This window comes from Mycolicibacterium monacense, from assembly GCF_010731575.1.
Lineage (GTDB): Bacteria > Actinomycetota > Actinomycetes > Mycobacteriales > Mycobacteriaceae > Mycobacterium > Mycobacterium monacense.
In genome coordinates this window covers 2,353,868-2,374,549 of sequence record NZ_AP022617.1, presented here as the reverse complement: position 1 = coordinate 2,374,549, position 20,682 = coordinate 2,353,868, and the positions used below count along the sequence as shown (strand labels likewise).

The window sequence follows — 20,682 nt, the reverse complement described above, 5'->3', positions numbered from 1 at the left end:
GCCTGTAGGCTGTCCGCCATGGTTCTCGCACTGCAGATCACGTTGATCGTCACCAGCTTGCTGGTGGTGCTCCTGGTGCTGCTGCATCGTGCCAAGGGCGGCGGTCTGTCGACCCTGTTCGGGGGCGGCGTCCAGTCGAGCCTCTCGGGCTCCACGGTCGTCGAGAAGAACCTCGACCGGTTGACGCTGTTCGTCGTCGGCATCTGGGTGGTCTCGATCGTCGGCGTGGCGCTGCAGATCAAGTACAGCTGACCCGTCACACCCGTCACAGACGGGTTGCCGCAAGCTCGCGGTGGGTATCGACCTGTCATGGCTCGAGACGACAACCCCGATATCAGCGACGTGATGGTGCCGACCGAAGAGGTGCATCCCGATCATCGCGAGCACGCGAAGGAACCGCGCCCGCTCGATGACGACGAACTGGAACGTCGCGTGCAGCACGAGCGTGACATCACCGGCGCCGACAAGCCCGCCGGCGACGTCTGACCTGACCCCACGACCACCGTCCCGTGGACCCGCCCGCCATGCGGCGGGTCCGCCGGACGCCGATACTGGAACGCATGGCTGACCTCCCAGAAGCGCTCGAACCGATCGGCTCGGTGACCCGGACCGAGGTGGGCCGCGAAGCCAGTGAGCCGATGCGCGAAGACATCCGGTTGCTGGGCGCCATCCTGGGTGACACGGTCCGCGAGCAGAACGGTGAGGACGTGTTCGACCTCGTCGAACGCGCCCGCGTGGAGTCCTTCCGGGTCCGCCGCTCCGAGATCGACCGGGCCGAACTCGCCGGACTGTTCGACGGTATCGGGGTGCGCGCCGCGATACCCGTCATCCGGGCGTTCACCCATTTCGCACTGCTGGCCAACGTGGCCGAGGACATCCACCGCGAGCGCCGCCGTGCCGTGCACGTGGCCGCCGGTGAACCGCCGCAGGACAGCAGCCTGGCAGCGACGTACGCCAAACTCGATTCCGCACAACTGGATTCCGACGAGGTGTCGGCCGCGCTGAGCGGTGCGCTGGTGTCGCCGGTGATCACCGCCCACCCCACCGAGACCCGCAGGCGCACGGTGTTCGACACCCAGCACCGCATCACCGAGCTCATGCGGCTGCGGGCACACGGTCACGAGACCACCGACGACGGGCGCGACATCGAGCTGGAATTGCGCAGGCACATCCTCACGCTGTGGCAGACGGCGTTGATCAGGCTGTCGCGCTTGAAGATCCAGGACGAGATCGAGACCGGGCTGCGCTACTACCGCGCCGCGTTCTTCGAGGTCATCCCACGCGTCAACGCCGAGGTCCGCTCCGCACTGCAGACCCGGTGGCCTGACGCGGACCTGCTGGCAGAACCGATCCTGAGGCCCGGCTCCTGGATCGGCGGCGACCGTGACGGCAATCCCAACGTCACCGCGGAGGTGGTGCGGCAGGCCACTTCCCGCGCCGCCTACACGGCCTTCGAGCACTATTTCGCCGAGCTGACCGGGCTGGAGCAGGAACTGTCGATGTCCGCGCGGTTGGTGCACGTGAGCGACGAACTCGCCGCACTGGCCGATGCCTGTCACGAGGCCGCCCGGGCCGACGAACCGTACCGGCGCGCGCTGCGGGTGATCCACGGCAGGCTCACCGCCACCGCCCTGGAGATTCTCGACAACCAGCCCGAACACGAACTCGACCTCGGCCTGGAGCGCTACGCCACGCCGGCCGAGCTGCTCGCCGACCTCGACGTCATCGATGCGTCGCTGCGGGGCCACGGCAGCGCCGTACTCGCCGACGACCGGTTGCTACGCCTGCGAGAAGCGGTGCGAGTCTTCGGTTTCCACCTGTCCGGCCTGGACATGCGGCAGAACTCCGACGTCCACGAGGAGGTCGTGGCGGAACTGCTGGCGTGGGCGGGTGTGCACGACGACTACGCCTCGCTGCCAGAGTCGGACCGTATCGACCTGCTGGTCTCTGAGCTGGCCACCCGTCGCCCGCTCACCTCCCAGAAGGCCGAACTGTCGGAACTGGCACGAAAAGAACTCGACATCGTCCGGGCCGGGGCGCGTGCGGTGCGGGTGTTCGGCCCGCAGGCGGTGCCCAACTACATCATCTCGATGTGTGAGTCGGTGTCGGACATGCTCGAAGCGGCCATCCTGCTCAAAGAGGCCGGCCTGCTCGACGTCTCGGATGACGAACCGTACGCCCCGGTCGGCATCGTCCCGCTGTTCGAGACGATCGACGACCTACAGCGCGGATCGTCGATCCTCGAAGCGGCCCTTGACCTTCCGCTGTACCGCGGCATGGTCACCGCACGCGGTGACAGCCAGGAGGTCATGCTCGGCTACTCCGACTCCAACAAGGACGGCGGCTATCTCGCCGCGAACTGGGCGCTCTACCGGGCCGAACTCGACCTGGTCGAATCGTCCCGCAAGACCGGTATCCGGTTGCGGCTCTTCCACGGACGCGGCGGCACCGTCGGCCGCGGTGGTGGACCGAGCTACGACGCGATCCTCGCGCAACCGCCAGGCGCGGTGAACGGTTCGCTGCGCATCACCGAACAGGGTGAGGTGATCGCCGCCAAGTACGCCGAACCGCGGATCGCGCACCGCAACCTCGAGACGCTGGTGGCCGCGACGCTGGAATCGACGCTGCTCGACGTCGAGGGGTTGGGGGACGAGGCCGGGCCGGCTTACGAGGTACTCGACGATCTCGCGGCCAGGGCGCAGCGGGCATACGCCGAACTGGTCCACGAGACACCGGGATTCGTCGACTACTTCAAGGCGTCCACCCCGGTGAGCGAGATCGGGGCGCTCAACATCGGCAGCAGGCCGGCCTCACGCAAGCCGACGACGTCCATCTCCGATCTGCGGGCCATCCCGTGGGTGCTGTCGTGGAGCCAGTCCCGGGTCATGCTGCCCGGCTGGTACGGCACCGGCAGCGCCTTCGAGCAGTACATCGCCGAAGGGGCGGCCGAATCCGAGGACCGGCTGGGGGTGCTGCAGGACCTCTACCGGCGGTGGCCGTTCTTCCGCACCGTGCTGTCCAACATGGCGCAGGTGCTGGCGAAGTCGGATCTCGGTCTGGCCGCGCGGTATTCGGAGCTCGTCGAGGACGAGGACCTGCGGCGCCGTGTATTCGACAAGATCGCCGACGAACACGAGCGCACCATCCGGATGCACAGGCTGATCACCGGTCAGGACGATCTGCTGGCCGACAACCCGGCGCTGGCCCGCTCGGTGTTCAACCGGTTCCCGTATCTCGAACCGCTCAACCATCTACAGGTCGAACTGCTGCGCCGGTACCGGTCGGGGGAGGACGACGAACTGGTGCAGCGCGGGATCCTGCTCACCATGAGCGGGCTCGCGACGGCGCTGCGCAACAGCGGTTAGGACCCGACTGCACCTCCCAGCGCGAGCAGACAGAAATGTCCGCGACACGCCGGGTGATTGGGTACATTCGCGTCTGCTCGCGCAGAAGAAGTCAGAGGCCGGTGCTGCGGCGCACCGCGTTGAGTGCGCCGCGCACCGCGTTCTCCGTCGCCGCCAGCGGGCCGAGCACCGCCTCACCCATACCGACGAGGCGTTCGACGCGGCCGACGATGCCCTCCATCTGGTCGACCACTGCGATGAGCCGCGGCGCCAACGCGTTGATCTGGTTGATGGTCTCGTTGAAGCGTTCCAGCGTGACGTCCAAGTTGGCCGTCGACCGGTTGAGATCGTCGAGGGTGTCGCTGAGGCCGTCGAGGATGGTGTCGACCTGCTCGACCGTCACGTCGGCGTTGAGCGCCGCCTGGGCGAGCTTCCTGATGCGTTCAGTGCCCGTGCGTGTGGTACCCCGACCGCTTCTGTCCACCATGATCGCCATTATGACGGGTCGGGGGAACCGGCGACGCCGTCCTGACGTCTCAATTGCGTGCAGTCCCGCGAATGCGAGAACGCCCCCAGACCCTCGGGCACCGGCGACGTGCTGCGCCGCATCGCCGACTACACCGCCGGCTACGCCGCCGCACAGAACGACGCCCAGGCCCAGCGGGTCGGCGAGGAGTAGCGGGTCAGAGCCGCGAGGCGGCGCCCTCGTCGAGGAACCACACCGTCGCCTCGCGTCCGACGGCGCCGGCGGCCGGCCAGTCGTCGGGGTCGGCGCCGCCGACGGCGGCGGCGACCGCCTCGGCCTTACCGTCACCCGACACCACCAGCCACACCTCGCGGGAACGTTGAACCGCGGGCAGCGTCAACGTGATCCGCTGGGGCGGCGGTTTAGGGGAGTCCGTCACGCCGACCACCATGCGGGCGGTCTCGCGCACCGCCTGGGTATGCGGGAAGAGCGAGTTGACATGTCCCTCGGGGCCCATCCCGAGTAGGTGCACGTCGAACACCGGCGTCGGTTCGTCCTGTTCGGCCTGCCCCGCCAGCACCTGCTCGTAGGCCAGCGCGGCGGCGTCGAGGTCGTCCCCGAACTCACCGTCGGCCGCGGGCATCGCGTGGACATTGGCCGTCGGGATGTCGATGTGGTCCAGCAGGGTCTCGCGGGCCTGTTTGTCGTTGCGTTCGTCGTCCGCCTCGGGCACGTACCGCTCGTCGCCGAAGAACACATGCACCTTCGACCAGTCGATGCGATCGTCGTGGGTGCCGAGGCGGGCAAGGAGCTTGATGCCGGTGCCGCCGCCGGTCAACACGATGTTCGCCCGCCCGCGGAACTCGACGGCCGACACGATCTCGTCGGCGAGCCGGTCACCGACCGCCGTGACCAGCGCATCGCCGTCCGGGTACCGGCGCACTGAAACCGTCATGCGTACACCACCTTGTCGATACCCTGCAGCGCCTCGTGGTAGATCTCGTCCGCGTCGAGGCGGCGCAGATCCTCCGCCAGACAATCCCGCGCCTCGCGCCGGGCCAACGGCAACAGCGCGTCCGGGCGGCCCGTGCGGCTCAGGGTCGCCGTGATGCCCTCCTGCGGACGGCGCAGCGTGATGGTCGAACTGGGGCGGACGAGCTCCACCCGCAGCGGTCCCACCTCCCGGCGCACCTCCCCGTCGACACGGCTGGCCAGCCACCCGGCCAGGACGTCGAGTGCGGGTTCGTCCTTCAGCCCGGACACGACCACCGAGGTGATCGGCTCGTAGGGCGGCTGGTCGACCGCCGAGGTGAGCAGGGCACGCCAGTAGGTGATCCGGCTCCAGGCCAGGTCCGTGTCACCGGCGGTGTAGCCCTTCAACCGGCCCTTGATCGACGCCAGCGGATCCGCAGTCCCGGTCGCATCGGTGATCCGCCGGATCGCCAAACGGCCCAACGGATCCTGTGCCGGCACATCCGGGGCGACACCCGGCCACCACGCCACCACCGGCGTATCGGGCAACAGGAACGGCAGCACGACGCTGCTCGCATGCGCGGCCAGCGGTCCGGAGGTGCGCAGCACGACGACCTCACCGGCCCCCGCGTCGCCGCCGACGCGCAGCTGCCCGTCGAGGCGGGGTGCGTCGGCGATGGGGTCGTCGGGGACCACCACGATGATGCGGCAGGGATGCTCACGGCTCGCCGAGACGGCCGCGTCGATCGAGAACTCGACCAGGTCCTCGCAGTCCGGGGCGATGACCAGGGTGAGCACCCGGCCCAGCGTGATCGCGCCGCCCTCCTCACGCAGCGACGTGATCTTCTTGTTCAGATCGTTGGTGGTGGTGTCGGGCAGGTCGACAATCACGGCCGCCTCCATTCGCGGCCGTCTCGCCGCAGCATCTCGAACGCCGACTCCGGCCCCCACGTGCCCGACTCGTACGGATCCGGCTTGCCGTGCGAAGCCCAGTAGTCCAGCACCGGATCCAGGATGTTCCAGGACAGTTCGACCTCGGCGTTGACCGGGAACAGCGACGGTTCACCGAGCAGCACGTCGAGGATCAACCGCTCGTAGGCCTCGGGGGAATCCTCGGCGAACGCCGACCCGTAGGAGAAGTCCATGTTGACGTCGCGGACCTCCATCGCGCTGCCCGGCACCTTGGAGCCGAACCGCAGCGTGATGCCCTCGTCGGGCTGCACCCGGATCACCAGCGCGTTCTGGCCCAGTTCCTCGGTCATCGTCGCGTCGAACGGCAGGTGCGGCGCCCGGCGGAACACCAGCGCGATCTCGGTGACCCTGCGGCCCAGTCGTTTTCCGGTGCGCAGATAGAACGGCACCCCGGCCCAGCGGCGGGTGTCGATGTCGAGGGTGATCGCGGCGAACGTCTCGGTCGTCGACGTCTTGGAGAACCCCTCCTCGTCGTGCAGGCCGACCACCTTCTCACCGCCCTGCCACCCGCCGGTGTACTGACCGCGGGAGGTGGTCTGGTCGAGGGGTTGAGCCAACCGCACCGCGGAGAGCACCTTGATCTTCTCGGCCTGCAGCTCGTGGGGATGGAAGCTGACCGGTTCCTCCATCGCCGTCAGCGCCAACAGTTGCAGCAGGTGGTTCTGGATCACGTCGCGGGCGGCGCCGATGCCGTCGTAATAGCCTGCGCGCCCGCCCAATCCGATGTCCTCGGCCATCGTGATCTGGACGTGGTCGACGTAGTTGTTGTTCCAGACCGGCTCGTACAGTTCATTGGCGAACCGCAGCGCCAGGATGTTCTGCACGGTCTCCTTGCCGAGGTAGTGGTCGATGCGGAACACCGACTCCTCGGGGAACACGCTGTTCACCACCGAGTTGAGTTCGACCGCGCTCTCGAGGTCGTGGCCGAACGGCTTCTCGATCACCACCCGGCTCCAGCGGCCCTCCTGGGGACGCGCCAGCCCGGATCTACGCAGCTGTTCGCAGACCACCGGGAACGCCTTCGGCGGGATCGACAGGTAGAACGCGTGATTGCCGCCGGTGCCGCGTTCGACGTCGAGCTTCTCCAGGGTTTCGGCGAGAGTGGCGAAGGCGGCTTCATCGTCGAATGTGCCCTGGACGAACCGGATTCCCTCGGCCAGCCGGTCCCACACCTCCTGGCGGAACGGGGTGCGGGCGTGCTTCTTGACCGCCTCGTAGACGACCTGTCCGAAATCCTCGTCGGCCCAGTCCCTTCGGGCGAACCCGACGAGCGAGAACGACGCGGGCAGCAGCCCCCGGTTGGCCAGGTCGTAGATCGCCGGCATCAGCTTCTTGCGGGACAGATCGCCGGTGACCCCGAAGATGACCACACCGCACGGCCCGGCGATCCGGGGCATGCGCTTATCGCGTTTGTCACGCAGCGGATTCCGCCAACCCGCCGGGGCGGGAGTCGGCACTCCGGGGACCGGCCGGTTCACCGCCACCATGCGCGGCTCAGGACTTCTTCTCGTCGAGCTGGCCCTGCGTGGCCTCGAGCAACTCCTGCCACGACTTCTCGAACTTCTCGACGCCCTCGGTTTCCAGCACCAGGAACACGTCGCGCAGGTCGATGCCGACGGCGTCGAGCTTGTCGAACACCGCCTGCGCTTCGGCGGCCTTGCCGGTCACCGTGTCGCCGGTGATCACACCGTGGTCGGCGACCGCCTCGAGCGTCTTCTCCGGCATCGTGTTCACCGTGTTCGGCGCGACGAGTTCGGTGACGTAGAGGGTGTCGGAGTAGTCGGGGTTCTTCACCCCGGTCGACGCCCACAGCGGCCGCTGCACCCGGGCGCCGGCGGCCTTGAGCTCCTCGAACCGCGACCCGCCGACGAAGACCTCCTCGTAGGCGGCGTAGGCCAACCGGGCGTTGGCGACGCCGGCCTGACCGCGCAGCGCCAGGGCCTCCTCGGTTCCGACCTTCTCCAGGCGGTTGTCGATCTCGGTGTCGACGCGCGAGACGAAGAACGAGGCGACCGAGTGGATCGTGGACAGGTCGTGGCCGGCCTCCTTGGCCTTCTCCAGACCCGCCACGTAGGCGTCCATCACCGCGCGGTGACGTTCGACGGAGAAGATCAGCGTCACGTTGACCGAGATGCCCTCGGCGATCACCGCGGTGATGGCAGGCAGACCCGCCTCGGTGGCCGGGATCTTGATCAGCAGGTTGGGCCGGTCGACGATCTTCCACAGCTCGATGGCCTGCAGGATCGTCTTGTCCGTATCGTGCGCCAGCCGCGGGTCGACCTCGATGGACACCCGCCCGTCGACGCCGCCGGACAGTTCGTACTGCTTGGCCAGCACGTCGCAGGCGTTGCGCACGTCGTCGGTGGTGACGGTGCGGATGGTGGCGTCGACGTCGGCGCCGCGCTCGGCGAGTTCCTTCACCTGGGCGTCGTAGGCGTCACCCTTCGACAGCGCCGCCTGGAAGATCGACGGGTTGGTGGTCACCCCCACGACGCTGCGGGTGTCGATCAGCTCCTGCAGGTTTCCGGTCTGCAATCGCTCACGGGACAGATCGTCGAGCCATACGGACACCCCGGCGGCGCTGAGCGCCGCGAGGTTCGAATTCTGAGTCATCGTCTGATACCTGCCCTTGCCTTGTCGGTTAGTTGTTTATGGTGCGCTCCGCGGCGGCGGCCACGGCCTCGGCGGTGAAGCCGAACTCGCGGAACAACGTCTTGTCGTCGGCGGACTCCCCGTAGTGCTCGATGGAGACGATCTCGCCGGTGTCGCCGACGAGCTTGTACCAGCTCTGGGCGACGGCGGCCTCCACTGCGACGCGCGCGGAGACGTTGGGCGGCAGGACGCTGTCGCGGTATTCCTTCGGCTGCGACTCGAACCACTCCACGCACGGCATGGACACCACGTATGCGGTGAGGTCCTTCTCGGCGAGGAGCTTCTTCGCCTCCACCGCGAGCTGGAGTTCGGATCCGGTCGCGATGATGATGACGTCGGCGTCATCGGAGGGATTCCCGCCGCCGAGGACGTATCCGCCGCGGGCGACGCCGTCGGAGTCGGTGCCCTCCAGCACCGGGATGCCCTGTCGGGTCAGGATGAAACCGACCGGGCCGCTGCCGTTGCCGCGGGCCAGGATGCTGCGCCAGGCGTAGGCCGTCTCGTTCGGGTCACCCGGCCGGACCACCGACAGGTTCGGGATCGCCCGCAGCGCGGCGAGATGTTCGATCGGCTGGTGCGTGGGGCCGTCCTCGCCGAGACCGATCGAATCGTGGGTCCAGATGTAGATGGTGTCGATGTCCATCAGCGACGCCAACCGCACCGCCGGCCGCATGTAGTCGGAGAACTGCAGGAACGTCCCGCCGAAGGCGCGCGTCGGGCCGTGCAGCACGATGCCCGACAGGATCGAGCCCATCGCGTGTTCGCGGATACCGAAGTGCAGCACCCGGCCGTACCAGTCGGCGGTGAAGTCGTCGGTCGAGATCGACGGCGGGCCGAACGATTTCACGCCCTTGATGGTCGTGTTGTTGCTACCGGCCAAATCGGCCGAACCGCCCCACAATTCGGGCAGCTTCGGCGCGACGTCGTTGAGCACCTGGCCGAACGCGGCGCGGGTGGCGACCGCCTTGCTGCCCGGCTCCCAGTACGTCAGATCGGCGTCCCAGCCGTCCGGCAGCTCCTGGGCGAGCAGCCGGTCGAGCAGCTTCTTGCGCTCGGGTTCGCGCTCGGCCCAGGCGTCGAACTCGGGCTGCCACTTCTCGTGGGCTTCGCGGCCCCGCTGGACGAGCTTGCGGGTGTGCTCGATGACCTCGTCGCGCACCTCGAACGTCTTGTCCGGGTCGAAGCCGAGAACCTCCTTGACCGCCGCGACCTCGTCGTCACCGAGCGCCGAGCCGTGCACGCCGCCGGTGTTCATCTTGTTCGGCGCCGGATAGCCGATGATCGTGCGCACCGCGATGAAGGACGGGCGGTCCGTGACCGCCTTGGCGGCCTCGATGGCTTCTTCGATTCCGACGACGTTCTCGCCGCCCTCGACCTCCTGGACGTGCCAGCCGTAGGCGCGGTAGCGGTCGGCGACATTCTCCGACAGCGCGATGTTCGTGTCGTGCTCGATGGAGATCTGGTTCTGGTCGTAGAAGACGATGAGGTTGCCCAGCTGCTGGGTACCCGCCAGCGACGACGCCTCGCTGGTCACACCCTCTTCGATGTCGCCGTCGGAGGCGATCACGTAGATGTGGTGGTCGAACGGGCTGGTGCCCGGCGCGGCGTCCGGGTCGAACAGCCCGCGCTCGTAGCGCGCCGCCATCGCCATACCCACGGCCGAGGCGAGGCCCTGACCGAGCGGGCCGGTGGTGATCTCCACACCCTTGGTGTGCCGGAACTCGGGATGGCCCGGGGTCTTCGACTTGAAGGTCCGCAGCGCCTGGATGTCCTCGAGCTCGAGACCGAACCCGCCCAGGTAGAGCTGGATGTAGAGCGTCAGGCTCGAATGACCGCAGGACAGGACGAACCGGTCCCGGCCCAGCCAGTGCACATCGCTGGGGTCGTGCCGCATGGTCCGCTGGAACAGCGTGTACGCCAGCGGCGCCAGGCTCATCGCCGTACCGGGATGGCCGTTGCCGACCTTCTGCACGGCATCCGCCGCCAGCACCCGCACGGTGTCGACCGCGACGGAGTCCAACTCGGACCAGTCGTCGGGGTGGTGGGGTTGGGTCAGCGTCGCGATGTCGTCGACGGTGGTCACTGGCTCGCTCCTTGGTGGCAATGTTCGGTCAGCGGCCGCACACAACCTTTCGGACCGCGCCTCCAACCCTAGTGCTCCCGGCTGCGGCGCCGCATGGTGCATGCGGGGAGATTTCGTGCTCCCGTTACGGTAGTGGTGCGGAAATGACCCTGCGGTCATCCGCAGGGTCCCCAGCGGTCTACCATCGTCTGTAGTAGATGTTGCGCGGCGGCTGTGACCATCACCAAGCGGAAGACCATCAACATCGCCAAGACCACCGCCAACGATGAGGGAGTTGACTGCGTGAGCATTCGCGAGCGCCACCTCAGCCATGGGGCGCCGTCTCGCATCCGCACCACGGTTCTGGCCTATCTGGCGCTGACGAAACCGCGCGTGATCGAGTTGCTTCTGGTCACCGCGATCCCGGCGATGCTACTGGCCGATCGCGGCTCGGTCGATCCGCTGCTGATCCTCAACACGCTCATCGGCGGCATGCTGGCCGCCGCAGGTGCGAACACACTCAACTGCGTCGCCGACGCCGACATCGACAAGAAGATGAAGCGGACCGCGCGCAGGCCGCTCGCCCGCGACACCGTCCCGACCCGCAACGCGCTGATCTTCGGCCTGGTCCTGTCGGTCGGCTCGTTCTTCTGGCTGTGGGGCACCAGCAACCTGCTGTCCGGCCTGCTGGCCGTGGCCACCATCGCGTTCTACGTCTTCGTCTACACGCTGCTGCTCAAGCGTCGTACCTCCCAGAACGTGGTGTGGGGCGGGGCGGCCGGTTGCATGCCGGTGATGATCGGCTGGTCGGCGGTCACCGGCACCATCCAGTGGCCGGCGCTGGTGATGTTCGCGATCATCTTCTTCTGGACGCCGCCGCACACCTGGGCGCTGGCGATGCGCTACAAGGATGACTACAAAGCGGCGGGTGTGCCCATGCTGCCTGCCGTGGCCACCGAGCGTCAGGTCACCCGCCAGATCCTGATCTACACCTGGCTGACGGTGCTGACCACGCTGGCGCTGGCGCTGGCCACCGGCTGGCTGTACGCCTCGGTGGCGGTGCTCGCGGGCACCTGGTTCCTGGTGATGGCCCACCAGCTCTACAACGGGGTCAAGCGCGGCGAGCCGGTCAAGCCGCTGCGACTGTTCCTGCAGTCGAACAACTATCTGGCCGTCGTATTCGCCGCGCTGGCGGTCGACTCGGTGCTGGCGCTGCCGACCCTGCTGGGCAGCTAGCCACCCACCGGGGCGCGCCTATCCGGGCAGCCGCACACCCGTCTGCGGGTCGAAGCGGTGCACGTCGGCGGGCCGCGCGGACAGCTCGACGGCGGTGCCGGGGGAGATGTCGGCCAACTGTGCGGCGGCGACCACGCTGGTGAGCCGTTCGTCACCGGCGCGCACCGTCACGATCGCGCGCGGACCCAGCAACTCGACCAGTTCGACCGTCGCCGCACCGTCCGCGGCCGCCGACAGCGTGAGGTCGTCAGGACGCACACCGATCGTCACGGCTGGGGCGTCGGGGCCGCCGACGGTCATCCGCAGGCCGTCACAGCGCAGCTCCCCGGCCGCCACGGCGCCGGTCACGAGGTTCATCTTCGGGCTGCCGACGAACGTCGCGACGAACGTGTCGGCGGGGCGTCGATACACCTCCGCCGGGGGAGCGGCCTGGGCGATCCGGCCGTCGCGCATCACCACGATGCGGTCCGACAGCGTCATCGCCTCCTCCTGGTCGTGGGTGACGTAGAGCGAGGTGATCCCGAGCCGGCGCTGCAGACGCAGCAGTTCGGTCCGGGTCTCCACGCGCAGCTTCGCGTCGAGGTTGCTCAGCGGTTCGTCGAACAGGAACACCGACGGTTCACGGATGATCGCGCGGCCGATCGCCACACGCTGCTGCTGGCCGCCGGACAGATCCTTGGGTTTGCGTGCGGTGAGGTGACCGAGGCCAAGCGACTCGGCGATCCCATCGGCCCGCCGCAACGCCTCGGTGCGCGCGATCTTCTTGGCGCGCAGCGGAAACGCGATGTTCTCGCGCACCGACAGATGCGGATACAGCGCGTAGTTCTGGAACACCATCGCGATATCGCGTTCCTTGGGTTCCAGTGCGGTGACGTCGCGGTCGCCGATGTGGATGGACCCGGAGCTGACCTTCTCGAGCCCGGCGAGCATGCGCAGCGACGTGGTCTTACCGCATCCCGACGGTCCGACCAGCACGGTCATGCTGCCGTCGGTCAGTTCGAGGTCGAGTTCCGAGACCACGGTGGCGTCGCCGAACGCCTTGGTGACCGCTGAGAAGGTGACCGATGCCATGTGGGGGAGTTCCTCGCTACTAGTACTTGACCGCGCCGCCGCTGATCCCCTGGACCAGGCGTCGCTGGATGAAGAAGCTGGCGACCACCACCGGCACGATGGCGATCATGATCGCGGCGCTCATCGTCCCGATCTGGACGCCGCGGAAGGTGTTGAAGTTCGAGATCGCCACCGGCAGGATCGCGGCATTGCCGGGCGCCAGGATGAGCCCGTAGAACATGTCGTTCCACGACAGCGTGAACCCGAAGATCCCCGCCGCGCCGATGCCGGGCAGCACCTGCGGCAGCACGACCAGCCGGAACGCCTGCCACCGGGTGAACCCGTCGACGCGGGCCTGCTCCTCGAGTGAGGCCGGGACGGCCTCGAAGAATCCGATCAGAAACCAGGTCACCAGCGGCAGCACGAACGACAGGTGCGCGAAGATCACCGGCACCAGCGTGTCGGTCATCCGCAACGCCTGGGCCATCGTCAGGAACGGGAAGACCATCACCGCGGGCGGAACCACTTGCGCGGCAAGCATGCCGAAGCGGGTCAGCGAGCCACCCGCGCGGTATTTGGCGATCACGTAGGCGCCCATGCTGCCAACCACGAGGCTCACCACCACGGTGACCACACCGACCACGACGCTGCGGCCCGCGGCGGCGAAGATGCCCGAGTCGAGCACCGCGCGCCAGTTGTCCAGGGTGGGGCCGAACGCGATGAGGAACGGCTCGGACATCTGCGCCGGCGTCTTGAAACTCGCCAGCGCGACCCAGGCGATGGGAAACAGCACGAACACCAGCGCCGCGGTGAGCACGGCGATGCGCAGGACCTCGAGGGGACGCGGCCGGGTCATCAGGCGGTGGTCCTTTCGCGGCTGCGCTCCATCGCGCGGAAGGCGACGACGATCACGGCCAGCACCAGCACCAGCACGATGAAGGCCATGGCGCTGGCTTGGGCGAGCCGGAAGAACTGGATGCCCTCGAGATACATGAAGTACTGCAGGGTCTGGGTCTCGGTGCCGGGCCCACCGCGGGTGGTGGCGTAGACGTACTCGAACACGCGCAGCGCGTCGAGTCCGCGGAGCAGCACCGCGACGGTCAGCACCGGTGCCAGCATCGGGATCAGGACCCGCCGCAGCCGGTAGACGGGGCCGGCGCCGTCGACGCGGGCGGCCTCCATCGGCTGTTTGGGCATCGACTCCAGGCCCGCCAGGATGAGCAGCACCATGAACGGCGTCCACTGCCACACGTCGATGAACGCCAGGGTGAGCAACGCCTTGCCGGAGCCGAAGAAGTCGTAGTCGGTGCCGACCGCGTGCAAAAGCGCCGGGATGGCGCCGATCTGGTCGTTGAGCAGGAACCGGAAGATCAGCCCGACGGCAATCGGGGTGATGAACATGGGCGCCAGCACGATCGCCCGGGACAGGTCCTTGGCCCACTTCTGCTGGTGCAGCGCCAGAGCGAGTGAGAACCCGATGACCAGTTCCAGTGAGACCGCCACCACCACGTAGATCGCGGTGGTGCCGAACGCCTCCCAGAACGCGGAGTTCGAAAGCGCGGACCCGAAGTTCGCGATGCCGACGAAGTCCGGGGCCCGGCGGTCGGTCAGCCGATAGTCGGTGACCGACAGGTAGGCCGCATAGCAGAGCGGGAATCCGACGGCCACGCCGAACAAGGCGAGCAGCGGCATCAGCATGCCGTACTTGAATCTCATGTTCTCGTTCCCGCGACCGTCGCATTCCCCTGTGTCACTGCTGGATTCGCTCTGCGGCCGCCTGGGCGTCGCGCAGTGCGTCGGCCACGCTCTTGTTGCCCGCCGCCGCGTCGTTGAGCTCGGTTCCCACGGCCTGGATCATCTCCTCACCACCGCGGCCCTGGGAGAGCGGGGCTGCGTCGGCCAGGATCTCACCGACGACGCGGTAGTACTCCTCGCCGTACCCGTCGGCCAGCACCTTCGGATCGGTCAGCGAACCCTTGCGGGTCACCGCACCGCCCTCGGCGACGCGCTGGGCGTCGACGGCGGGTGAGGTGATCCAGGACGTGAACGCCCAGGCCGCGTCCGGAGCCGCCGAGTTCGCCGGGATCGCCCAGCTCCACAGGCCCAGCGCGGACTTGCCGCCGGGAATCGGCGCCAACGCGAACTGTCCGGCGCGCGCACCCGACGCCCCGGCGGGGTCGTTGAGCGCGGGCAGGTTCCAGTTGTAGCCGATCATCGAGGCGGCGTTGCCGCCGGAGACCGAGCGGAAGGCCTCGTCGAAGCCCCAGTTCAGGCTGTTGGCCGGGGCCGCGGTGCGGTAGGTCTCGATGTAGGCGTCCAGGGCGCGGGCGGCCTGCTCGGTGTTCAGCGTCGGCTTACCCTCCGCGTCGTAGATCGACCCGCCCGCGGCGAACAGCCAGTTCGCCCATTCCTCGAAGATCTTGTACCCGCGCTGCGGCTGCATGGCGATACCGGCGCGGTCGCCCGCCTTGAGCCGCTGCGACGTCGACACCAGCGCGTCGAGGTCAGTCGGCACCTGCAGGTTCGCGGCCTGCAGATCCGGCTTGTTGTAGATGTAGCCCAGTGCGTAGTTGTAGAACGGCACCCCGTAGGTCGTGCCGTCGACGTCGGTGATGTCGGTCAGCGACGGGAAGAAGTCGTCCGGCTGGTAGTCGGGGGTCGAGGAGATCCGGTCGTTCAGCGGCTCGAGGAAGCCCGCGGCGGCGAAATCGTCCATCCACGGGTTGTCGACGACGATCAGGTCGTAGGCGGGTTCGGCCGACTGGAACGACGACACCAGGCGGTCACGCATCTGGTCGAACGTCATGGTCTCGATCTGGACCTTGATGTCGGGGTACTTCTCGTTGAACTGTCCGACCATGCCCTGCACGATGTCGGTGTCGGGCACGTTCTCCATGAGCACCCGCACGGTTGCGTTGGTGTCGGTCGGGATGTCCCCCAACCCCGACGAGCTCTGCTCGTCGCCGGAGCCACCGGATCCGGCGCAGCCGGCCAAAGCGAGTCCTGCGGTCATGGCCAATGCCGGCATCCAGCGCGTGGCTTTCCGCCGCGCTGGGCGCCGGCCGAGCTTCGGGATCTTCATGGGTACTCACTTCCTACTGGGTTGGCTGGATCGAGTTCACCGGGTCGGCGGCCCCGGCTCAATCCATGTAGGCACCGCCGTTGACCGAAAGAGCTTCCCCGGTGATGAACCGGGCGTCGTCGGAGACCAGGAACGCCACCGCGCGGGCGACGTCGTCCGGAGTCTGCAACCGGGCCAACGGCGTTGCGTCGATCCAGCTTTGACGCACCGCGTCCGGGGTGGAGCCGGTCAGCCGCGCCTCCCACTCCAGTTCCCGCGACTGCATGGGGGTGGCGACGAAGCCGGGGCACACGCAGTTCACCGTGATCTGGTGGTCGGCCAGCTCGTAGGCCATCGCCTGCGTCAGGCCGAGCACCGCGAACTTCGACGCCACATAGTCGGTGAGGAACGGTACGCGGCCCTGTTTGGCGGCCATGGACGCGGTGTTGACGATGGTGCCCTGGCGTCCGGTGCGGATCATCGCCCGCGCCGCGGCCTGCCCGCAGAAGAACACCGCCTTGGTGTTGATGTCCAGGGTGCGGTCGTACTGGCCGGGTGTGACGTCGACGAACCGCTCCATCGCCGATACGCCGGCGTTGTTGACCCACGCGTCCAGGCCCAGCCGGTCGGCGACGTCGTCGGCGAGCCGGGCGGCCGCGGCGGCGTCGGTGACGTCCAACTGCAGGGCCTCGTGGCCGCGGCCGGCGGCATCCTCGAGTCCGGCCACCGTCTCCTGGGCCCCGGTGAGGTTCACGTCGGTGACGATGACGCGCCAGCCGCGGGCCGCGAGCGTCGTCGCTATGGCGCGGCCGATCCCGGATCCGGCGCCGGTGACCACGGCGGTCTGGAGCGTGGGTGAATCGGCAGTCATCACTTGGCCTTTCGGGCGAGTTGGTGGGAGACGGGGGTGAGCACGCCGCCGAGAGTGCGCCACAGGGAGTAGGCCTCGGCGTACCGGTCGACGTGGCGCGGGTCGGGTTCGACGGCGTCGCCGAGGGTGAGGAAACGTGCGGCGCCGTCCCAGTCGTCGAGCGCGCCGACGCCGATCGCCGCAATCACCGCCGCACCGAGCGACGCCCCCGGGTGCCCGACCACCGGCCACAGCGGGGTGTCGAGGACGTCGGCGAGGATCTGTTTCCACAGCACCGATTTGCTGCCGCCGTTGGTGACCATCGCCCGCTGCAGCGGGACGCCGATCGAGGTGAACACGTCGGTGTGGTGTCTGAACCCGAACGCGATCGCCTCGAGCACCGACCGGTACATGTCCGCCCGGGTGTGGGCCAGGTCGAGTCCGACGAAGGCGCCGCGCAGATCGGGATCGTGCAGGGGGCTCTTCTCGCCGAGAAAGTAAGGCAGGCAGAGAATTTCGGCGGCGTCGCGGCCGGCTGCCTCGTCGTCGAGCTGCAGGAGGTCCACGCCGCCGATCAGGGTCTGGAACCACCGGATCAGACTCCCGCTGGTGGCCATGCACCCGTTGGGCAGCCAGCGACCCGGTACCGGATGGGCGTCCAGGTAGAGCCGGCCGTCGATGACGGGTGTATCGCTGGCGGCAAGGACGTCGCCCGCGCCGCCGAGCTTCACCAGCCAGTCACCCGCGGCGTTCACTCCTGCCGCGTACGCGGACAGGACGTGATCGGCCCCGCCGACGATCAGCGGCAGCCCCTCGGGAAGCCCGGTGGCCGCCGCCGCTGCGGCACTGAGGGTTCCGGCCTGAGCGCCGGGGGCCAGCACCTCGGGCATGGTGTCCGCGCCGAGGTCGGCCGCGGCGAACATCGGCTCGTACTGCTGTCCGTCGAGGGTGCCCAGGCCGGACTCGATGGCCCAGTTCAATTCGACGTGGGGGCCCGCGCCCAGCGCCATGAGCACCCAGTCGTACGACCCGACCAGACGGGCGGTCCGGTGCCAGGTGTCAGGATCGTTCTCGCGCAGCCACATTGCGGTCGGCGCCACCGACTGCTGCGTGATCGCCGATCCCGTGGCGGCCAGGACGTCGGCGGCGTCGAGCGCCTCCCGCAACCGCTCGATCTGTGCGGTGGCGCGGGCGTCGTTCTGCAGCAGCGCCCGGCGGACCGGGACGCCGTGGGCGTCGACGGGCACGACCGCGGGCACCATACCGGTGGTGGACAGCGCGCCGACCTGTCCGGGGGCCACCCCGGACTCCGCGAGGACGGCCCGAATCGTGCTGTGCGCGTTGTCGATCCACTGTGCGGGGTCGGCCTCCGCATGTCCGGGTGCATCGGCGAAGAGCCGGCTCTCGGCGGACGCCTGGGCGACGATGCGCGCGGCCGCGACGTCGACGAGCACCGTCTTGGTCCCCGTGGTGCCGATGTCGACACCGATCGTGAACTGCGACATGCCGTCCTCTCGTTCGCTCGGATGCTGACCGTACCGCGTATCTGTTAGATTCTCACACGTTGTGTGTAACCGTCACGTAAAACGCTGCACTGCCGCACGTTGACTGTTATTTAATAACATCCAGGATGTCGTCGACAACCGTGAGAGGCGTTCCATGACCAATTGGCTCGATGAGGTGTTCGCGGTACAGAAGCCCGTGATCGCGATGCTGCACCTGTCTGCTCTGCCCGGCGATCCCGGATACGACTCCGCGGCCGGGATCCGCGCTGTGGTGGACCGTGCCAAGGGCGAACTCGCCGCCCTGCGGGACGGCGGCGTCGACGGCGTGATGATCTCCAACGAGTTCAGCTTGCCGTATCTGACCAAGACCGAACCCATCACCGCCATCACAATGGCCCGGATCATCGGGGAGCTGCTGCCCGACCTCACACTGCCCTACGGCGTGAACGTGCTGTGGGACGGCCGGGCCTCGATCGACCTCGCGGTCGCCACCGGCGCACAGTGGGTGCGCGAGATCTTCACCGGCGTGTACGCCAGCGACTTCGGCCTCTGGGACACCAACGTCGGCGCCGTGGCCCGCCACCGGCACCGCATCGGCGGGGCCGGCGTGAAGCTGCTGTTCAACATCGTGCCGGAGTCGGCGGTCTACCTGTCCGACCGGGACCTCGCATCGATCACCAAGACGACGGTCTTCGCGACCCGACCCGACGGCATCTGCGTGTCGGGGCTGACCGCGGGCGCATCGACCGACTCGCAGGCGCTGCAGGTGGTCAAGGACGAGGCCGGCGACGTACCGGTGTTCGTCAACACCGGTGTGCGCGCCCACAACGCGGCCGAGCAGTTGTCGATCGCCGACGGCGCCATCGTCGGGACCTACTTCAAGGAGGACGGCGTGTTCGAGAACCGCGCCGTCCAGTCCCGGGTCACCGAGCTGATGACCGTCGTGCGGGAATTCCGCGCCACATTGTGAACATCCGGGAGATGTCGACGTCGTCCGGCGAGCTCGAGGATCTCGCGGTGGCCGCAGCGCAGACGGGCGCCGAACTCTGCCTGCGGCGGCTCGGTGAACCGATCATCGTCAGCACCAAGAGCGCGGCCGGCGACGTCGTCACCCCGGTCGACCGGGCGGCGGAGGAAGCCGTGCGCGAGATTCTCCTCGCCGCCCGCCCCGGCGATTCCGTGCTCGGGGAGGAACTGCCCGCGCACACGGGGGTGAGCGGGTTGGAGTGGGTCGTCGACCCGCTGGACGGCACCACCAACTACACCCGGTTGATCCCGTACTTCGCGACCTCCGTGGCGGTGCGCCGCACCTCAGACGGCGTGTGGCTCGCCGGGGCGGTGACCGCACCCGCGCTGGGCGCCACCTGGAGTGCGGCCAGGGGCGGGGGTGCGCAGCTCAGGTCGCCGGCTCAGCGGGCGGTGCTGCCGCTGCAGCTGCCCGCGACGTCGGCGCGGCTCATCGGCACCGGCCTGTCCTACGACCCCGGACGCCGCCGGCGTCAGGTCCGCGAACTCGGCGCGTTGGTGGCCGACTACACCGACATGCGCCGCTTCGGCGCCGCGGCCGTCGACCTGTGTCTGGTGGCGCAGGGCAGCCTGCACGCATTCGTCGAGGACGATCTCGCGGTACACGACTGGGCCGCCGGTGCGCTCATCGCCGAGGAGGCGGGTGCGACGGTGTGCCGGCCGGCCGACGGTGACGAGAGCGTCTCGGCCCGCTGGGGTTGATCAGCCGACGCAGACCACCTGGACGCCCGCGGCGCGCAACGACTCCAGCGTGGGGTGTTCGCACGGCCCGTCGGTGACCAACACCGAGATTTCGGACACCGGAGCGACGTTGATCAGCTGCACGCGCCCGAGTTTGGTGGCGTCGGCGGCCACGATGACCCGGTCGGCCGACCGCATCGCCGCCTGCTTGACGTTGCCTTCTTCGCGGTGGTACTCCGACGCGCCGCGTCTGCCGTCGACGCCGGCGATGCCCATCACATAGGTGTCGCAGTTGTAGCGCAGGTAGAAGTCCTCCGCCTCGGCGCCGATGAGGCTCAGCTCGCCGGGGCGGACCTTCCCGCCGGTGAGCAGGATCGTGGTGTCGGGTTCATCGGCGAGCTCCACGGCGACCAGGACGCTCGGCGTGATCACCGTCAGGCCCAGCCCGCGGCCCTTGATCGCCCGGGCCACCGCCAGCACGGTGCTGCCGCTGTCGAGGATGACCGTCTCCTGCGGGGTCAGCAGATCGGCCACCGCGCTGGCGATGTGGATCTTCTCGTCGGCCGCCTCGGCCGCGCGGGCGGCGAACGACGGCTCGGTCGACTTGCCGCCGAACGCGATCGCGCCGCCGAGCACCCGCCGGGCGATGCCTTGGTCCTCCAGCCGCTCGATGTCGCGCCGGATCGTCATCTCGGAGACGTCGAATTCCTCGGCGAGCGAAGCGAAGTCGACTTCCCGGTCGGCGTTGATCCTGGCGGCGATCGCGGCCCGCCGGGCGTGCGCGTTCAGTGTGGGCACCGCTCCA

At 68.5% G+C, this 20,682-nt stretch carries 20 protein-coding genes; 7 read left to right on the top strand and 13 right to left on the bottom strand.

Translation table 11 applies throughout. The features are described 5' to 3' along the window. The first annotated feature begins 18 nt into the window (after positions 1-18). From secG to ppc, 3 genes are all read left to right on the top strand, one after another. Positions 19-252, top strand: coding sequence for a preprotein translocase subunit SecG (secG, locus tag G6N49_RS11260; RefSeq protein WP_011559804.1), 234 nt, complete (start codon positions 19-21; stop codon positions 250-252). A gap of 57 nt (positions 253-309) precedes the next feature. Then, positions 310-486, top strand: a complete 177-nt coding sequence (locus tag G6N49_RS29200) for a hypothetical protein (protein ID WP_165607532.1) — start codon at positions 310-312, stop codon at positions 484-486. 74 nt (positions 487-560) lie between these two features. Next, positions 561-3,365, top strand: a complete 2,805-nt coding sequence (gene ppc / locus G6N49_RS11255) for a phosphoenolpyruvate carboxylase (protein WP_041310134.1) — start codon at positions 561-563, stop codon at positions 3,363-3,365. A 91-nt stretch (positions 3,366-3,456) separates the two neighbouring features. On the opposite strand, the gene G6N49_RS11250 is transcribed toward ppc, so the two are convergent. Then, the gene (locus G6N49_RS11250) at positions 3,457-3,831 is read right to left on the bottom strand and encodes a hypothetical protein (protein WP_041310137.1); all 375 of its coding nucleotides are present in this window, start codon (positions 3,829-3,831) and stop codon (positions 3,457-3,459) included. Between the two features lie 57 nt (positions 3,832-3,888). Between G6N49_RS11250 and G6N49_RS29700 the strand changes: the two genes are divergently transcribed. Beyond that, complete coding sequence (locus tag G6N49_RS29700) at positions 3,889-4,023, top strand: hypothetical protein (protein WP_268793940.1); 135 nt, start codon at positions 3,889-3,891, stop codon at positions 4,021-4,023. Between the two features lie 4 nt (positions 4,024-4,027). On the opposite strand, the gene pgl is transcribed toward G6N49_RS29700, so the two are convergent. The 5 genes from pgl to tkt are packed head-to-tail and all read right to left on the bottom strand — an operon-like array spanning position 4,028 to position 10,489. After that, on the bottom strand, positions 4,028-4,765 hold the full coding sequence (gene pgl, locus G6N49_RS11245) for a 6-phosphogluconolactonase (protein ID WP_083045502.1): 738 nt from the start codon (positions 4,763-4,765) through the stop codon (positions 4,028-4,030). Continuing rightward, a complete protein-coding gene (gene opcA, locus G6N49_RS11240) occupies positions 4,762-5,673 on the bottom strand; it encodes a glucose-6-phosphate dehydrogenase assembly protein OpcA (RefSeq protein ID WP_011559808.1) in 912 nt (303 codons plus the stop codon). The genes pgl and opcA overlap by 4 nt, the downstream gene beginning before the upstream one ends. After that, a complete protein-coding gene (zwf, locus tag G6N49_RS11235) occupies positions 5,670-7,241 on the bottom strand; it encodes a glucose-6-phosphate dehydrogenase (RefSeq protein WP_011559809.1) in 1,572 nt (523 codons plus the stop codon). The genes opcA and zwf overlap by 4 nt, the downstream gene beginning before the upstream one ends. A gap of 7 nt (positions 7,242-7,248) precedes the next feature. After that, complete coding sequence (tal, locus tag G6N49_RS11230) at positions 7,249-8,367, bottom strand: transaldolase (protein WP_083045501.1); 1,119 nt, start codon at positions 8,365-8,367, stop codon at positions 7,249-7,251. A 28-nt stretch (positions 8,368-8,395) separates the two neighbouring features. Continuing rightward, complete coding sequence (gene tkt / locus G6N49_RS11225; RefSeq protein WP_011559811.1) at positions 8,396-10,489, bottom strand: transketolase; 2,094 nt, start codon at positions 10,487-10,489, stop codon at positions 8,396-8,398. A gap of 282 nt (positions 10,490-10,771) precedes the next feature. Here tkt and G6N49_RS11220 point away from each other — a divergent pair, with 282 nt between their 5' ends. Further along, positions 10,772-11,704, top strand: a complete 933-nt coding sequence (locus G6N49_RS11220; protein ID WP_011855561.1) for a heme o synthase — start codon at positions 10,772-10,774, stop codon at positions 11,702-11,704. Between the two features lie 18 nt (positions 11,705-11,722). On the opposite strand, the gene G6N49_RS11215 is transcribed toward G6N49_RS11220, so the two are convergent. The 6 genes from G6N49_RS11215 to G6N49_RS11190 are packed head-to-tail and all read right to left on the bottom strand — an operon-like array spanning position 11,723 to position 18,170. Then, positions 11,723-12,775 (bottom strand): ABC transporter ATP-binding protein, encoded by a 1,053-nt coding sequence (locus G6N49_RS11215; RefSeq protein WP_083045500.1) that lies wholly within the window; start codon positions 12,773-12,775, stop codon positions 11,723-11,725. 19 nt (positions 12,776-12,794) lie between these two features. Beyond that, positions 12,795-13,610 (bottom strand): carbohydrate ABC transporter permease, encoded by an 816-nt coding sequence (locus G6N49_RS11210; protein WP_011559814.1) that lies wholly within the window; start codon positions 13,608-13,610, stop codon positions 12,795-12,797. Beyond that, the gene (locus G6N49_RS11205) at positions 13,610-14,470 is read right to left on the bottom strand and encodes a carbohydrate ABC transporter permease (protein WP_011559815.1); all 861 of its coding nucleotides are present in this window, start codon (positions 14,468-14,470) and stop codon (positions 13,610-13,612) included. The genes G6N49_RS11210 and G6N49_RS11205 overlap by 1 nt, the downstream gene beginning before the upstream one ends. 34 nt (positions 14,471-14,504) lie before the next feature. Beyond that, on the bottom strand, positions 14,505-15,836 hold the full coding sequence (locus tag G6N49_RS11200) for an ABC transporter substrate-binding protein (protein ID WP_083045499.1): 1,332 nt from the start codon (positions 15,834-15,836) through the stop codon (positions 14,505-14,507). A gap of 58 nt (positions 15,837-15,894) precedes the next feature. Continuing rightward, on the bottom strand, positions 15,895-16,686 hold the full coding sequence (locus G6N49_RS11195; RefSeq protein ID WP_083045498.1) for an SDR family NAD(P)-dependent oxidoreductase: 792 nt from the start codon (positions 16,684-16,686) through the stop codon (positions 15,895-15,897). After that, entirely contained in the window at positions 16,686-18,170 is a 1,485-nt protein-coding gene (locus G6N49_RS11190) for an FGGY-family carbohydrate kinase (protein WP_083045497.1), read from the bottom strand. The genes G6N49_RS11195 and G6N49_RS11190 overlap by 1 nt, the downstream gene beginning before the upstream one ends. Positions 18,171-18,324: 154 nt before the next feature. Here G6N49_RS11190 and G6N49_RS11185 point away from each other — a divergent pair, with 154 nt between their 5' ends. Beyond that, a complete protein-coding gene (locus G6N49_RS11185; RefSeq protein WP_011855566.1) occupies positions 18,325-19,140 on the top strand; it encodes a BtpA/SgcQ family protein in 816 nt (271 codons plus the stop codon). A gap of 11 nt (positions 19,141-19,151) precedes the next feature. Next, a complete protein-coding gene (locus G6N49_RS11180; protein WP_011855567.1) occupies positions 19,152-19,898 on the top strand; it encodes an inositol monophosphatase family protein in 747 nt (248 codons plus the stop codon). On the opposite strand, the gene G6N49_RS11175 is transcribed toward G6N49_RS11180, so the two are convergent. Further along, positions 19,899-20,675, bottom strand: coding sequence for a DeoR/GlpR family DNA-binding transcription regulator (locus G6N49_RS11175; protein WP_011855568.1), 777 nt, complete (start codon positions 20,673-20,675; stop codon positions 19,899-19,901). It abuts the gene before it with no gap. Between the last annotated feature and the right edge of the window lie 7 nt (positions 20,676-20,682).

What these genes read in the sequence shown, in the direction of transcription:
- secG (WP_011559804.1), top strand. Translation starts at nt 19, where the DNA reads ATGGTTCTCGCACTGCAGATCACGTTGATCGTCACCAGCTTGCTGGTG.
- G6N49_RS29200 (WP_165607532.1), top strand. Translation starts at nt 310, where the DNA reads ATGGCTCGAGACGACAACCCCGATATCAGCGACGTGATGGTGCCGACC.
- ppc (WP_041310134.1), top strand. Translation starts at nt 561, where the DNA reads ATGGCTGACCTCCCAGAAGCGCTCGAACCGATCGGCTCGGTGACCCGG.
- G6N49_RS11250 (WP_041310137.1), bottom strand. Translation starts at nt 3,831, where the DNA reads ATGGTGGACAGAAGCGGTCGGGGTACCACACGCACGGGCACTGAACGC.
- pgl (WP_083045502.1), bottom strand. Translation starts at nt 4,765, where the DNA reads ATGACGGTTTCAGTGCGCCGGTACCCGGACGGCGATGCGCTGGTCACG.
- zwf (WP_011559809.1), bottom strand. Translation starts at nt 7,241, where the DNA reads ATGGTGGCGGTGAACCGGCCGGTCCCCGGAGTGCCGACTCCCGCCCCG.
- tal (WP_083045501.1), bottom strand. Translation starts at nt 8,367, where the DNA reads ATGACTCAGAATTCGAACCTCGCGGCGCTCAGCGCCGCCGGGGTGTCC.
- G6N49_RS11215 (WP_083045500.1), bottom strand. Translation starts at nt 12,775, where the DNA reads ATGGCATCGGTCACCTTCTCAGCGGTCACCAAGGCGTTCGGCGACGCC.
- G6N49_RS11210 (WP_011559814.1), bottom strand. Translation starts at nt 13,610, where the DNA reads ATGACCCGGCCGCGTCCCCTCGAGGTCCTGCGCATCGCCGTGCTCACC.
- G6N49_RS11205 (WP_011559815.1), bottom strand. Translation starts at nt 14,470, where the DNA reads ATGAGATTCAAGTACGGCATGCTGATGCCGCTGCTCGCCTTGTTCGGC.
- G6N49_RS11200 (WP_083045499.1), bottom strand. Translation starts at nt 15,836, where the DNA reads ATGAAGATCCCGAAGCTCGGCCGGCGCCCAGCGCGGCGGAAAGCCACG.
- G6N49_RS11195 (WP_083045498.1), bottom strand. Translation starts at nt 16,686, where the DNA reads ATGACTGCCGATTCACCCACGCTCCAGACCGCCGTGGTCACCGGCGCC.
- G6N49_RS11190 (WP_083045497.1), bottom strand. Translation starts at nt 18,170, where the DNA reads ATGTCGCAGTTCACGATCGGTGTCGACATCGGCACCACGGGGACCAAG.
- G6N49_RS11185 (WP_011855566.1), top strand. Translation starts at nt 18,325, where the DNA reads ATGACCAATTGGCTCGATGAGGTGTTCGCGGTACAGAAGCCCGTGATC.
- G6N49_RS11180 (WP_011855567.1), top strand. Translation starts at nt 19,152, where the DNA reads ATGTCGACGTCGTCCGGCGAGCTCGAGGATCTCGCGGTGGCCGCAGCG.